Annotated in this window: 12 protein-coding genes and 1 pseudogene; 5 read left to right on the forward strand and 8 right to left on the reverse strand. The window is 63.3% G+C overall.

What is annotated here, in order from left to right; genetic code table 11:
- Positions 1-84: 84 nt before the first annotated feature.
- The 3 genes from ACVISU_RS37240 to ACVISU_RS37250 all read right to left on the reverse strand — a co-directional run bounded on the left by ACVISU_RS37240 (position 85) and on the right by ACVISU_RS37250 (position 1549).
- On the reverse strand, positions 85-702 hold the full coding sequence (locus ACVISU_RS37240; protein WP_028336124.1) for a PilZ domain-containing protein: 618 nt from the start codon (positions 700-702) through the stop codon (positions 85-87).
- Positions 703-770: 68 nt separating this feature from the next.
- Positions 771-908 (reverse strand): aromatic-ring hydroxylase C-terminal domain-containing protein, encoded by a 138-nt coding sequence (locus ACVISU_RS37245; RefSeq protein ID WP_430641587.1) that lies wholly within the window; start codon positions 906-908, stop codon positions 771-773.
- Positions 909-1021: 113 nt separating this feature from the next.
- Entirely contained in the window at positions 1022-1549 is a 528-nt protein-coding gene (locus ACVISU_RS37250) for a hypothetical protein (protein WP_456710284.1), read from the reverse strand.
- A gap of 160 nt (positions 1550-1709) precedes the next feature.
- Between ACVISU_RS37250 and ACVISU_RS37255 the strand changes: the two are divergent.
- Positions 1710-1874: pseudogene (locus ACVISU_RS37255) on the forward strand (sorbitol dehydrogenase); the annotation flags it as partial.
- A 181-nt stretch (positions 1875-2055) separates the two neighbouring features.
- Here ACVISU_RS37255 and ACVISU_RS37260 read toward each other — a convergent pair.
- Both ACVISU_RS37260 and ACVISU_RS37265 read right to left on the reverse strand, forming a co-directional pair.
- Positions 2056-4500 carry a hypothetical protein gene (locus ACVISU_RS37260; RefSeq protein WP_456710285.1) on the reverse strand — a complete coding sequence of 815 codons (2445 nt, stop codon included), beginning with the start codon at positions 4498-4500 and terminating at the stop codon, positions 2056-2058.
- Positions 4501-4609: 109 nt separating this feature from the next.
- Entirely contained in the window at positions 4610-5410 is an 801-nt protein-coding gene (locus ACVISU_RS37265) for a hypothetical protein (RefSeq protein ID WP_456710286.1), read from the reverse strand.
- A 263-nt stretch (positions 5411-5673) separates the two neighbouring features.
- Here ACVISU_RS37265 and ACVISU_RS37270 point away from each other — a divergent pair, with 263 nt between their 5' ends.
- Both ACVISU_RS37270 and ACVISU_RS37275 read left to right on the forward strand, forming a co-directional pair.
- A complete protein-coding gene (locus ACVISU_RS37270) occupies positions 5674-7596 on the forward strand; it encodes a cyclic nucleotide-binding and patatin-like phospholipase domain-containing protein (protein ID WP_063695605.1) in 1923 nt (640 codons plus the stop codon).
- 59 nt (positions 7597-7655) lie between these two features.
- Positions 7656-8795, forward strand: a complete 1140-nt coding sequence (locus ACVISU_RS37275) for an amidohydrolase/deacetylase family metallohydrolase (protein ID WP_456710287.1) — start codon at positions 7656-7658, stop codon at positions 8793-8795.
- A gap of 46 nt (positions 8796-8841) precedes the next feature.
- Here ACVISU_RS37275 and ACVISU_RS37280 read toward each other — a convergent pair whose 3' ends face one another.
- Positions 8842-10035: an aspartate kinase gene (locus tag ACVISU_RS37280; protein ID WP_050406416.1), complete on the reverse strand. Its 1194-nt coding sequence runs from the start codon at positions 10033-10035 to the stop codon at positions 8842-8844.
- Between the two features lie 39 nt (positions 10036-10074).
- Complete coding sequence (locus ACVISU_RS37285; RefSeq protein WP_456710288.1) at positions 10075-11373, reverse strand: peptidase M15; 1299 nt, start codon at positions 11371-11373, stop codon at positions 10075-10077.
- Between the two features lie 364 nt (positions 11374-11737).
- Here ACVISU_RS37285 and ACVISU_RS37290 point away from each other — a divergent pair, with 364 nt between their 5' ends.
- The gene (locus ACVISU_RS37290) at positions 11738-12313 is read left to right on the forward strand and encodes a GNAT family N-acetyltransferase (RefSeq protein WP_456710289.1); all 576 of its coding nucleotides are present in this window, start codon (positions 11738-11740) and stop codon (positions 12311-12313) included.
- 182 nt (positions 12314-12495) lie between these two features.
- Here the strand turns inward: ACVISU_RS37290 and ACVISU_RS37295 are convergent, their stop codons facing one another.
- Positions 12496-12921, reverse strand: a complete 426-nt coding sequence (locus ACVISU_RS37295) for a hypothetical protein (protein WP_063695609.1) — start codon at positions 12919-12921, stop codon at positions 12496-12498.
- 809 nt (positions 12922-13730) lie between these two features.
- Between ACVISU_RS37295 and ACVISU_RS37300 the strand changes: the two genes are divergently transcribed.
- Positions 13731-13886, forward strand: a complete 156-nt coding sequence (locus ACVISU_RS37300; protein WP_170991602.1) for a hypothetical protein — start codon at positions 13731-13733, stop codon at positions 13884-13886.
- Positions 13887-14069 lie beyond the last annotated feature (183 nt).

Raw genomic sequence — 14069 nt, forward strand, 5'->3', positions numbered from 1 at the left:
GGCCAAACGCGCCGAAGGCGGCCACCGGTGCACCGATGGCCGCCTTCGCGGGCTGAAAACGGGAGTCTTGAGCGGTTTTTCGCTTTACCTCGCGGTAACGCTCTCTTCGAGGGTTTCCGCGGACTGCTCGTGGACGAACTCGAGCGCGAAGCCTTCCTCGAGATTTCGCACCACGCGGGCCTGCACCCGGCCGAGCATCACGAGCGACTTCAGCGGCGGCCGGTTCTCGGCGGCGATCGCGGCGCCGGACAGAGAGAGGTCGATGATGCGGCAGGTCATCCGCGTGCCGTCTTCCTGGGTGAGCAGGGCGATCGGGTTGCGCGGCACGATACGATCGTGACGGCGATCCTCGGGCAGATTGAGGATGTCCCGGTTGGCGAGCCAGGTGAGCTGGGCGGCGAGCTTGTCGCGCTTGCGCGCGGTGGCGCCAATCGTCATCGCAAAGCCGTTGTCGATGATGCGGGTGATGCGGCCCTCGACGCGGCCGATATGGTCGAGATAGGCGATCACGCGGTCGCCGACATTGCCGATGCCGGGCGCCAGCAGCGCAAGGCCTCCCGGGGACATATTGATAATCTGGCAGGGAAACTCGCGCCGGTCGGGCAGCATGTAGCGGCCGAGCAGGTGCACCTTGACGCGCTGGAAGCGGCGCCGCTCCTCGGCGACGGGGACGACGGTAGTTTTCTTTTGTGCAAAAGACATCACAACAAACCTGGCCACCGTCCATTCGGAGCCCCGACGACGGTAAGGCTGATAGGGTTAACAGGGCGTTACAGTCGAGGCGGGGAACCCGCCGCGTCAGGTTTCCCGAACCATCGCGCCGCGGCCTGGATAGTCTGCGCCAGATCCGGTTCGATGTCTGTGGCCCAAGCCACAAACCCGTCGGGACGCACCAGCACCGCGTTCAAGCCCAGCCGATCGCCGGCGCGGCCCTTGCTGTCAATCGCCGCGCAGGTCCGTCAAGTCGCAGCCGATCGGGCCCGATCTGATGTCGTTCGTGATCTCGCGAGGGCAGCGCGCGTTACTTGGCTTCGGCGTCCATGGCCGGCTCGGCGGGCGCCGCCGCTGGTTCGACGGTCACGGCCTTCAGCACCTTGTGCTTCGCCGCGCGGATCTCGAGCTGCAATGGCGGCTGATAGGACCCGGCCGGCGGCTCGAACATGAAGGCGTGGTGGCCATCGCCCTTGTTGAGCTTGAGAAGATCTTTGCGGAATTGATCGGCGACGACTTCGGCAACGTGATCGCCGTTGAAATAGATATCGATCGCGACCCGCTTGTCGGGGTGGTGGTCGTACAGGGCCCAGCCGGCGATCCTGTCCTCGTTGAAGACGTCGACATGGCCGGTGACGTCGCCCGAGAGGCTCTCGATGCCGGCTTCGATCACCTCGATGTCGCTTCTGTAGATCGATCGCGTCACGTCGAAGTTGAAATTCGCCGTATCGACGCATTGGTCGAGCAGGTTCTGCCGGTGCTCCTTCATTCGTTGCAGCGTGTCCAGCTCGCCCAGCTTGACGTACATGCCAACGATACCTTCGATTCCTGAATTCATGGTTCGTCCCCGCAAATGCTACTCGCTTCGCGCTCAGCTGCGTTCACAATCGATGGTTTCCTGCGATGCTTCGTTACGGAAAAATACTCCCGTCAAGAGTTGAAGCGCCTTATCCCCGCCAAGGTCTGTCATGAGGACCTTCATGACAGGCATTCATGACATCCCGATCATCCGCGTCTGCACGCATGATGGACCTGGAGCCAAGCCCGGAATCCGGACCGTGCCATGGCCGGAAGTCGGCAAAAAGGCGGCCTTGATCGAGGTCGGCGCCTGCGGCGTCTGCGGAACGGACCTGCACATCCTGAAAGGACATTGGCCGAAGCCGCGCAACGCATATGCGCGGCTCGACACACGGACGATCTATCCGTTCATCGAGGACGGCGTCGCGCAGGCGGTCGTGGGCGCGACGGCGATGAAGCCGGTGAAGTCGACCATCGTGCCGTGGCCGGAACTCGCCGTGTGTGAGGCGGATCAGGCCGAGCCGATCCGCCGCTGCGGTTCTGTAGTCAGGCGGCCTGGGCCGCCTGAGCGGACTTGTCGGCGGGCGGCGGCGTCCATGCGGCGAGGAACGGCTTGACCACGTCGGTCATGAACTTGTCGACCGGCGACTCCGGCTTGGGTTGTGGTTCGAACATCTGGACAATCATGAAGATCACGCCGATCACCGCGAACACCGCACCGGCCGCCGCAAAGCAGGCAGCGCTGAGAGCAAGGTTCAGCGTCAGACACACCGTCTCGCATAGTCCGGCGACGGCGACGATGCCGGAGAAGGCCTTGTCCCTGATGGAGGAGTTCGGGTCGGAGAGAACCTTGTTGAATTCGATGGTGTTGATCACGGCAAACGCCGCCGACACCGCGACGCCGAGCCATTTCAGCGCCTTGTTGATGTTCTTGAAGTACTTGCCCCATTTGGTCGCATCGCCGGCAATCTGTCCGTCGGCTCGGAAGGCGGCACGGACCTGGTCGGCCCCCTTCCTGATGAATTCTTCGTCGGCCTTGCCCATCTCGAACTCCGCATGGGTTAGCACGTTGCGGTCGGAAAACGACAGCTCCAGCTTGCCGCGTTCGCGGAGGCTGAAGTTCTTGAAGCCCTCACTGACCGATTTGATCATGGACGGTACGGACTCGGCCGCTTGTCCGGCCAGCATGATCGTGGTGACGATCGTGTTGGCCTTGCCGGTGTCATCGAGCTGGTTCCAGTCCAGGAAGCCTTTGAAGGCATAAAGCAGACCGCCCCCATAGGCGATCATCTTGAAGAAGCCCGCGACCTTGGGCCCGTATTTCGCGAGCCTGGATTCCGCTCCCGCGATGTTGTCGAAGCCGAGGTCGTGCAACGAGATCAGGAAGTCCGTGGCTGCGGCTCCGAGCTCCGCGGCCTTGCCGGCATCCTTCACGACGGTCTGGAGCTCCTGCGCCACCTCCTGCAGCCGCAGCCGGGTTTGCGTCGGATTGACTGGCGTCTCAATGTAGATCTTGATGAACTGCGCGATCATGTCGCCGAGCCAGGTCTTGATTTCGTCCGGATCGGTGAAGATCACATCGTTCGCCAGTGCGATCGCTGGCCGGAGCACGAAGCACGTGTGATACTTCCGGGCCAGCTCGCCGCTCGGCTGCAGGCAGGTCAGGAGGGTCGACGTGTTGTTGACGAGCGTCATGTCGTGGTTGGTGACGAGCCTGTTCATCATCAGGTTGATCTGCTGGTCGGTGGTGACCTGGTCGAACAGTGCCTTGGCCCATTTCTCCGCACCGTCATCGATGTAATCCTGAATGCGCGGCTTGGTCATGATGAAGGCGTCGATGACGAGCGCGTTGTTCTGCCTGTTATAGCCTGGGTCGTCGCCGAGCCCCTTGGTCAGGAACAGGTCGAGCTTGTCGCTCTCGGCGCCGCTCAGCGTCTGGCTGGGCGCGCCTGGTCCGGTCATGTGCGAGAAGCCCCAGCCGAGATAGGCTGGCGCGAACCTCGCCTGATAGAACGGCAGATCCAGGCTGATGGTGTCGACCCGCGATTGCGGGAGCCGCGGCCGCGTTTCGCCGAAGAACTGGCTCAGCCAGTTCGGATCCATTGCCCATTTCGTGTTCTCGATCAGCAGATCCTGAGCATTCTGCTGCAACAGCTTGGGATCGGGCTGCAGCGTGACGAGTTCGGCGATCGACAGATTGCTGATTGCGACTAGCCGCGGTGCGGCCATCGCCACCGCCGCAGGCCGCGCCGCTGCGTGCGCCCGACCGCTCCATGCGAACGCCTGCGGCGTTTGCTCGCCGGTCGCCGGATCGTATTTGTGCAGCGATCCCGAGAAGCTCAATCCGTCATTGGTGAATGCGATCGCGCCGCTGGCCGGCCACAGCGACGAAATCTCGTAGCCTGCCTTGGCGAACTGGCCGAGGAAGGGGATATCGAGCTGGAGCAGATTGTCCTTATTGATCGTCATGCCGCAGTACGTCGTGACGTCTTCGTCGGCGAACTTGATGATCGAGGTCGGCAGGCCGCCGTTGGGATCGAGCTGATAACCGAGCGTGACGGTGACGCCCGTATCGGTCGGCCCGCCCTGGCCCGGCGCGCGGGCAACCTGGGTCATGAAGACCGTCGGCGGTACCGCGCCGCAGACTTCGTGCGCTACCGCGACCGATTCATGCAGGCCGATATGGATCTGGCCGCCGAAGGCGAAGCGATCGCGGGTGAAGTGGATCACGCCCGACGAGAAGCCGAGATCGGTCTTCTGGCTCCAGGTCAGCGTGTCGCCGGAGAAATACGGCGCGACGATCGGCTGGCCGTTGACCGTCACCTTGCCGCCTTCGAGCGAGAGGCGTGTGATCGTGGCGTCCGCCGCGTAACCTTGTGCCGCGCGGTCCCAGACATGGACGTCGAAATGGCGCGTGATGGCGGCGATGGCGACGCTCGGACGCGGGGTCATGAGCTGGCGGGCGATTGCGGCACGGGATTGGCTGGTCATGGCGCGGCTCCTTTCTGGGCCTGACTTGGTGCGGGATACGGGCAGTGAAGGGGATCGCGACGGCGCTGCGATGCGGGCGGAGCAGGCGGGCGGACGATCCGCCCGCGCGTCAATGCACGTTGGTCGGCGCGACGCCGGTTGCGAGGCCGAGCGCTGCGGCCTGGCTTTTGACGAAGTCGGCCACGGCTTCGCCGTAATAGGTGGTTCGGTCGACGGCCACGCCAGGTCCATCGGGGCCCCAACCGGCCGGATAGGTTCGGGTTTGGGTCCGCTCGCGGCTGATCGCGGTGTTGACCTCGTTGATGAAGGTGTCGACCTTGTAATTGTCGGGGCCGATGAAGGCGCGGGTCTGCCACGTCAGCTGCAACGGCGGATAGGCACTCTTCCACTGCGCTTCCACGGTCCGGGCCAGCGGCGCCGCGTCGAGCGCCTCCAGCTTGAACATGATGAAGTCGAGCTGCTCGACGAAATTGGCCTCGCGCGCGATCAGCCGGTTCATCATGAGGTTGATGAAGGCCGGCGACGTCGCCTGGTTGGCAACGGCGCTCGCGTAGTCCGGGCGCATGTTTCGGGTCTCGCTGAAGGTGAGCCCTTCGAGCCTCAGCGCGATCATATCGCGGTAGATGGCCCGCCCGGCGGCGAGGGCGTCCGTCGAGTTCAGTTCGGTCCGCCATCGTGCCTCGCTCTTCGCCGCGTCCACGGTCGCGGCAAAGCCATGCAGCGCGCTGCGGCCGATCGCCGAGCACACCAGCGCGCCCGCAGTGCGGTCGACCAGCGCGGGATTGGCAGGGGCGAAGTTGGGCGGAGGCTCGTCGGGAAAGAACGTGCCTTTCACCGACGGCGCGTTCTTGAGCTGGCTGAGGAAGACGCCGGGCACGGTCGACGCCATGCCGCCGTCCGTCATGTTCACGACAGGGTCAGGCCGAAAGAATGACATGGGACGATGCCCGCTGAAACGAATGAAAAATGGGTCTGCAATATGGAGATGAGCATTAGCATAACAGCAACTAAAGAGCGAGAGTTTTTTTATTCGAGAATGGCTGCGCTTCGATTTCGATCCTGCGCTGCGGCCCGGGCGGCGCCCGTGTTGCAGTGCTCCCAACGGGCCACAGCGATGTCGAGACCGGCCCGATATCGCTCGCCGGGACGGCGGCCCGGCGCTAACATCCGCGCATGCAATCGAACCGTGTGCCGCCGAGCGCAACGTTTGCGTGGGGAAACCTGTCCGAGGACTTCGCGCTGTTCCGAACCCTCAGCGCCGAGCAGCGGCTGATCGCCTTCGGCGCGATGACCCGGCGCGATCTGGTCCGTGGCGAGCTCCTGGTCGAGCAGGGGGGCGCCTCGGATTCACTGTTTCTGGTGCTGCACGGTGCGCTCGCCGTGCACCGGACCGATCATCCCGAGCCGATTGCGGAGCTTCGCGCCGGCGAGCTGGTCGGCGAGATCGGCTTCTTCGCCAACATCCCGCGCACGGCCAACGTGATCGCGATCCGCGATTCCAGCGTGCTGGTGTTGACGCGCGCGGCCTATGCGAGGTTGGTCCAGGAAACGCCGGGGATCGTCGAGGCGCTGCTGGCCGCGCTTGCCCAGCGGTTTGCCGTTCAAACTGCGCGGCTGTTGCCTGTCCGGGCGTCGCCGAAGGCGCGCACCGTCGCGCTGATTGCGGGTGGACGGGAGCCGGTGCCGCCTGCCTTCGAACGGCGTTTGCGCGAAGGCCTTGCTGCCGCAGGTGCCGAGATCGTCGATCTCGCGCGCATTCAGGCGATGTTTCCCGGCCGCGCGCTTGACGCCTCCGAGGTCGCCGACTGGCTGAACCGGATCGAGTACGACGCGCCGCTGGTGGCTTATTTCGGTGGTGCTGAAGCATCCGAATGGGCGCGCAAGGCCATTCGCCAGGCCGACCTCGTCGTGTTCGCATGCCGCGGCGATGCTCCGCCGCCTGATCTCGCCGAGATCGAGAGCTTCGCCTGCGCCGTGCATCCGGCGTCGGCGCGTCGCCTGGTTCGTATTCATGATGTCAGGCGCAACGAGGTTAGCGGTACCGCGGCCTGGCTGGCACGGCTGCCTTGCTTCATGCATCACCATGTCGCGCTCGAGGACCAGATCGATATCGAGAGCCTGGTGCGCTTCCTGTGCGGTCGCGCCGTCGGGTTTGTCGCCGGCGGCGGCGGTAGCCTCGGCACCGCGCATGTCGGCGTCTACAAGGCGTTTCGCGAGCGCGGCGCGATGTTCGACATCTTCGTCGGCACTAGCGTCGGCTCGGCGATGGCGGCGGGCTTTGCCAAGAACTACGATGCCGAGCATCTCGAGCGCGGCACGCATGAGATCTTCGTCTCCAGCCGCAGCTTCCGCCGCCCGACCTGGCCGCGTTACGCGCTGCTCGACCACAAGGCCTTCGACCGGGCGCTCGCCGATCAATACGGCCACACCTGCCGGATCGAGGATTGCTGGCGGCCGTTCGCGGCAGTCGCGACCAACCTTTCGACGCACAGTCTCGAATTGATCAGGACCGGCCTCGTCTGGCAGGCGGTGCGCGCATCGAGCGCCATCCCCGGCCTGCTGCCGCCGTTCTACACCAAAGACGGCTCGATGCTGGTCGACGGATGTCTGGTCGACAACGTTCCGCTGGCGCAGATGCATCAGATGAAGAGCGGGCCCAACCTCGTGGTCCATTTCGGCGAGCCGGCAACCGAGATGTTCGACGTCGACTATGCCGCGCTGCCGGGGCGGTTCGAGTTGCTCGCGTCGCTGCTGACGCCGTTCCGGCGGAAGGCGCTCCCGGCAGCGCCCAGTGCCATCAACGTGCTGTGGCGCAGCCTCGTCGCGCATCAGCGCTACGATACGCTGCCGACCACGCCGCTCGACTTCGTGATGCGCCCGCCGACGCCCGATGGCATCGACGTGACCGATTTCGACCGCCATCAGGAAATCTTCGAATCCTCGTATCGCTGGGCTCACGAGACCATTGCCGCTTCGCAGGCATCACATCATCCGGCCATTGCGGCCATCGTCGCGTCGGCCATAGCCGCGGACGAGAGTGCGGATCGGACGACGACGGTGATCGCGCCCGCGACCCAGCAGGCCCGCGTCGGTTGAGCCGCTTGCAGGCGGAGGCGAAGTCGACCATCGTGCCGGACTGAAATCCGGAGACGACAATGCCTTTCGAATTGATTCTGCGCGGCGGACGGGTGGTCGACCCGTCGCAAAAGCTCGATGCCGTGACCGATGTCGCCTTTGCCGGCGGCAAGGTCGCCGCGGTCGGCCGGGAGCTGAAGGCCGATCCCGCAACCGAGGTCCGCGACGTCTCCGGGCTGATCGTCTCACCGGGGATCATCGACCTGCACACCCATGTCTATTGGGGTGGCACCTCGCTCGGTATCGACGCAGAGGAGTTCTGCCGCACCTCCGGCGTCACCACATCGGTCGACACCGGCAGCGCCGGCCCCGGCAATTTTGCCGGTTTCCGCAAGCACGTGATCGAGCCGAGCCAGGTCCGCATCCTCGCCTATCTGCATGTCTCGCATGCCGGCATCTTCGGCTTCTCCGATCGCGTGATGGTCGGCGAGAGCGAGGAATTGCGGCTGATGAATCCGGTCGATGCCGCGCGCGTGGCGGACGTGAACCGCGACCTCATCGTCGGCATCAAGGTGCGGGTCGGCCTGCATGCCTCCGGCACCTCGGGGCTGGTGCCGCTCGAGATCGCGCTCGAGGTTGCCGAAGAGGTCGGCATGCCCTTGATGGCGCATATCGACCATCCGCCGCCGAGCTATGAGGAGGTGCTCGCGCGCCTGCGCCCGGGCGATGTGTTGACGCACGCGTTCCGGCCGTTCCCCAACACGCCCGCGACCGCGCAGGGCACGGTGAAGAAGGCGGTGCTGGAGGCACGCGAGCGCGGCGTGCTGTTCGATATCGGCCATGGCAAGGGCTCGTTCGCCTTCAAGACCGCGCGCGCGATGCTCGCCAACGGCTTCTATCCCGACACCATCTCCTCCGACATCCATCAGCTCTGCATCGACGGCCCGGCGTTCGACCAGGTGACGACGATGTCGAAGTTCCTCTGCATGGGAATGTCGCTGCCCGACGTGATCGCCGCCTCGACCGTCAATGCTGCGATGGCGTTGCGGCGGCCTGAGCTCGGTAGCCTCAAGCCGGGCAGCGCCGGCGACGCCACGCTGCTCACGGTCAGGGAAGGGCAGTTCGATTATGTCGACGTGGTCGGCGAACATTTGACGGGCGATCGCAAGATCGCGTCCGAAGGCGTCGTGATCGGCGGACGCTGGTGGCATCCGAGATAGCGCGCGTACCTAAAAAATCCTCGTCCGCTCTCTTGCCACATTTCAACTAGATCAGCGAATGCAAAGCCATGACCGCGGCCTCGCGGCTCTCCACCGGAACAAAGAAGCTGACCGAATGCGATGACAGGACATACTTGTCGGCGATGATTCCGTGGCGTTGCAGAATCTGAATCGCCTCGTACGGCAAGTCCGAGGAAATCCCGCCGAAGCAGGTGAGGCTCACCGAACTCAGGGCCTCGCGCTGTTTGCGCAGATCTTTGCTCCCATTCAGCGTGCGCAGCAACGCGTCGAGTGTCTCCGAATCGCAAGTCATCATGATGCGAGTTTTTTCGGCGCTGAATGCCGAGGCGAGCAGTTGCGGCCAAGGCAGGCCATTTTGCTTGAGGTGCTGCGCGAACTTCTCAAAACCTTGATTGAGGTCCGCCGAATCGATTTCCACGTGCTCAATGCGAGCCATCGAGTTGACCGCCAGGACCTTTCCGTTCTCCATGTCCGCGACCTCCTTCATCACTTGCGTGCTGTGTCGAGCGCCGCCCCACTTTCTCAAGACCAGAGGCACGTTCTGGCTGTGGGCCAGCTCCACGCTGCGAAAGTGCAGGACCTTGGCGCCCCAGAAGCACATTTCGGCCAGGGATGCGAAATCGAGCTGACGCAACGGCTTTGCGTCCACGACGATGCGCGGGTCAGCCGAGCAAACTCCGTCGACCTCCTTGATGATCTCGCAACACTCCGCCTTGAGCGCCGCAGCCATGGCGACCGCGGTGGTGTCGCTGCCACCCCGGCCAAGCGTCGTGATTTCCTTGGTCAGCGGGTTCACGCCCTGAAAGCCTGCCAGAACCACGATGCGTCCGCGATCGAGTTCTTCGCGCACGCGAATGGGCCGCACATCCAGAATGCGTGCGGAGGAGTGGGACCCGTCGGTCATGACACCGGCCTGGCTGCCGGTAAAGCTGATCGCCGGCACGCCGAGATCAGACAGCGCCATGCTCATCAACGACATGCTGATGCGCTCGCCGGTGGTCAACAACATATCGAGTTCGCGGCGATTGGGATGCGGGCTGACCTGATAGGCCATCCTGACGAGTTCATCGGTGGTCTTGCCCATCGCTGAAACGATCGCCACGACCCGATGACCACGGCCATGCAGGTCGGCGACGCTGCTCGCCGCCGCGCGGATTTTTGCCGGTGTTTCGAGACAGGCGCCGCCGTATTTCTGCACGATGATGGGATTGCTAGGCATTGTTGCCCGCGTCGTGCTGGAAGGCGCAGCCGAACCCGATCAGATCGTTCTCCCCTTCGACGCTTTTGCGGTTTTTGATCGTTTCGCCACGACCCGCACGGCGCCCCCGTTGCGCTTCTTGGTATCTGCTTCCGCGTGCTGAGCCTTCGTCCCGCCGCGGTGAGCGGCGTATTCCTTGCCGTCGATCGGCGCGACATGCGGTGGATCTCGATCGAGATACGGTCGCCCGATGCCGAATTCCGGCCCACGCGCATCGATCCATTTCCAAAGCGCATCGGTGGAGACCCAACGCTCCGCCCGCGTCGCGCCTTTGACGCTCACGATATCGGCGGCAAGCCCGTGGCCATAGCCGCCGCGGAAGCTGCCTCCATGGTATGATTTGTCGGATGCCGCCTTCAGGCCGCTCGCAATCGATTGACGATAGTCATCGCGGAACGCGCTGGTGATGCCGGGCGCCAGGCCGGCCTGCTCCGCCGCGTAAAGCGCGTGAAACAGCTTGAGCTTGAAACTCCGATCCACCCCTCCAATCACGTAGTCGATCAGCGGCATGCCCATCCTTTCCGCCGCCTTCGGATCCTTCCACGTGAAATCGTCATCGACGCGCCGGGTGAACGTCCTGCTGACAGTCACCGTCTTGCGCTTCCGCTTGACTGTCACTTTCCGCTGCTCCTGTACGCTGATGGTGTCTTCCTTCGGCGTCCGCTGATAGAGCGCCCAAAGGTACCGGTCGATGCACACATCGACGACGAGGCATTCCTCGGAAATATCCAGGGGTCTCGCGGCCTCCTCGGTGTTACCGGACACTGGAGGCGTGCTCGCCGTCGCCGCCTGCACCGGCGATGTTTCGGCCGGCAGTGTCTGCGACGAATCCGGCAATGCAGCCACGACGATCGACTTCGGCTCGCTCGGGCTCGCCGTCGCATCAACGGGCGTCGCCGGCGCCGGTTCAACCGCCATCGCCGCATCGGCGTTAGCGACGGCGTTGTCCATGAGGTCTGCTAGCGGGGCGGCTGCCATGTCGGACGCCGGCCCCGTTACGGGTTCCACAGGCATCGCGGCTTCCGCAGTCACTTTGGCGGCGCTGTCGACTGCAGTGGTCTGACGCGCATCAGCCGGTTCGGCGTTGGCGGCGAGAGAAGGAACGAGCCCTTCAAGGGACACTGCGCCGCTGTCCCCGATGCCGGCAGAGCCGGCAAGCCAGGCAACAAGCCAACCTGCGAGAACGAGGGTCCCGCACAATTCCGGAGTCGCAATTCGCCGCGGGTCCATCATCCCGTAGCCTCCAAAGGCCCGATCCGAGCCCCGTTGCACCGCCCAGCACGCGACGGCATCGATCATTCGGATCAAAATGGAAACGCGCAATGGGCGGACATCGTTAACGCTACGCTTTTTCAGAAGGTGTTGCCCGACCGCAACGCGCGGACGCGAGCAATCCGGCACGTGCGTGCCGTTGCGTTCGGTGATTTTCGCCAGCGATCGAACTCTAATTTCCGTTCGGGGTCAGTAGCGTCGTCTTTGCAGTCGGCCGGCTACTTCAGGTCTACACTCAACTTCGGACATGTCGCTGCACTGCGCCAACTGACGCGATGGGCCAGAAGCGGAAGTGACGCCCGCCACGAAATCAGTGATACTGTCGCTACAATCGGGATATGTGATTTGGGATTAGGAGCGTCCCGTTACACTGCGGTCAAAAGCAAGGCCAATGCATCTCTTGACGCCACGGCTCATTCTCAGGCCATGGACGGATTCGGACAAGCTGCCCTTTGCAGAGATGTCCGAGGATCCTGACGTGATGGAATTCCTCCGCCCGCTGGCGACGCGGGCCGCATCAGACGCTTGGATCGACTTCCAGAGGACCCACCAATCGTCTCACGGCTTTTGTATGTGGGCCGTTGAGTCGAATGCATCTGGCATATTCATCGGCGCTGTCGGGCTATTGCGGATTGGCTTTGCCGCACGATTCACGCCTGCGGTCGAAGTGGGATGGCGGCTGGCGCGGCCGTTCTGGGGACAGGGATTTGCCACCGAAGCTGCACGAGCGTCACTTGGCTTTGGCTTCGAGCAGCTTCACCTCGCGGAAATTGTTGCCCATGCAAGTATTAGAAATACTCGATCCCGACGCCTGATGGCGAAGCTTGGGATGTCTCACGACCCTGCAGAGAACTTCGATCACCCCCGCATCTCGGAAGGTGATCCATTGCGGCCACAAGTTCTTTACCGGCTCACACAAGATACATGGATGGCTGAACAGCCTACAACGCTACCGCGCTCGGCGTGAAGTCCGTTGTGGGTCAAAAGCCGTCCGTGGCGGCCAAACCGGCGGCGTCTGCTCTGCCCAAATGATCTGACGGGCTGACGGACGGGCGGACCTTCGGCTTCGGGCCAATAGGGACGTCGCAGCTTGGCCCAAAACGAAAGAGGCCGCGAACGAGGCGGCCTCGGTTTGCAGTGTTTTCGATGCTAACTGCGCCTGGCCTGCTCGGCGGCGCGCCGGGCGTCGATCGCGTCCAGGACGGCGAGTTGTGCCTGTTCAACCGACGCTATGGCGTAATCGATCGCGAAACCGGCGTCTTCTTCCAGAAGCGTTGCGCGCTCCTCGGCAAGGTTGGCCTTGATATCATGCTTTGCTTTGAGCGCGTACGCCTTCAAGGTGTTCACGTCCGCGGTGATTTTTGCTTGCAGCGCCTGCCTGTCTCTGTCGGCAGAATCGCCGACCGACTTGATTTGCTGGCTCACCTTTTCGACGGCCATCTTTGCAGCCGAAAGTGCCTCTGCCTTCCGCGCTTCGATCTTGTCACGCGCTTCCTTTTGTGCGGCAGCAAAGGCAGTTTCGGCATTCTTTGCGCGCACCGACAATTCGGCGAGTTGTTCAGAAAGTGGCTTCATTTGCTCCTCCTTCAGGTAAGCGCCTCCCGAACCGGCTCGCAAGTAACGCGCTCTCGTGCGAGCCATGTTGATCTGGGTCAACTTTTCCTGAGAACGAGCAAGGAGGGCCGCGAAACGATACCTCGATTGGGTCAAAAGCAGCCGACGACGATCGAGCAGAGCAATTACTGCGTCGCCGTCAGGAGCGGACCTCGGTGAATCCACGCCCTAATGGCAGGGCCGGGGTGCCGCGAATGATGCGCAATCGCGGCAAGTTTTTTCGCGCCGATCGATGTCGCGCGACTCGTTTGGCGGTTCATGCCGTTGTCGGTCGGGGAAGGGCGGTCCGGCTATGTCGACGCGGTCGGCGAGCACCTGACGGGCGATCGCAAGATCGCATCCGCGGGTGTCGTGATCGGCGGCCGCTGGTGGTACCCGAGATGGGGGCGCGTGCTCGCAAACCCGTATCGGCTTCGTCCTCGCGACGTGATCCAGACGATCAGTTCCTGTGCCACGCCTTCGTCAACCCACGTACTTTCCCCGGACGTAGTCGCCCGGATAGCGCGCCCGGCCAAAACCGGGCAGAAGACAGACACATTTCATCCCCAAGACATTACTTGAGCGCACCCGGCGGCCTGTTAGAGGCCGCCGGGTTTTTGCTTCCCGTCAATTGCATCGAGTTGTCGCCACGCATGAGCTGGTGCGGGTGCGTCCACCTTACGTACTTTCCCCGAACGTAGTCGACCGGAATAGCGCTCCCGGCAAGAACCGGGCAGAAAGGATACGCTAGACGAAGCAACTGCACGCGGGTTCTTCGAGGAGCAGCCAAAATGATCATCAACATTCAGAAGCTCAATGGCTTGTGGCACCTCATCGTCGGATCGTGCAAGATCCAAACTCCGTTCCTGGAGACGCAGGAGCGAGCGCGGGTCGTCGCGTATGCCCGACGGGTCTACCCTGGTGCCAAGGTTTTCGAACGCGACTGATCCTTGCGATCGCGCCCAACATGGCTCGCGCTAGAGCTATCTCGCATGTTGGCCGCGAATGATAAGCAACCGCAGCAATTATTCGCACCGACAATGTCGCGCGACTCGCCTGGCGGTTCAGACGGTCATCAAAAAAAGATCGGCCGTACGAATAATGTTCACGCCTTGCGCCCCAGGTCGCGC

It is taken from the genome of Bradyrhizobium sp. USDA 4452 (assembly GCF_054063575.1).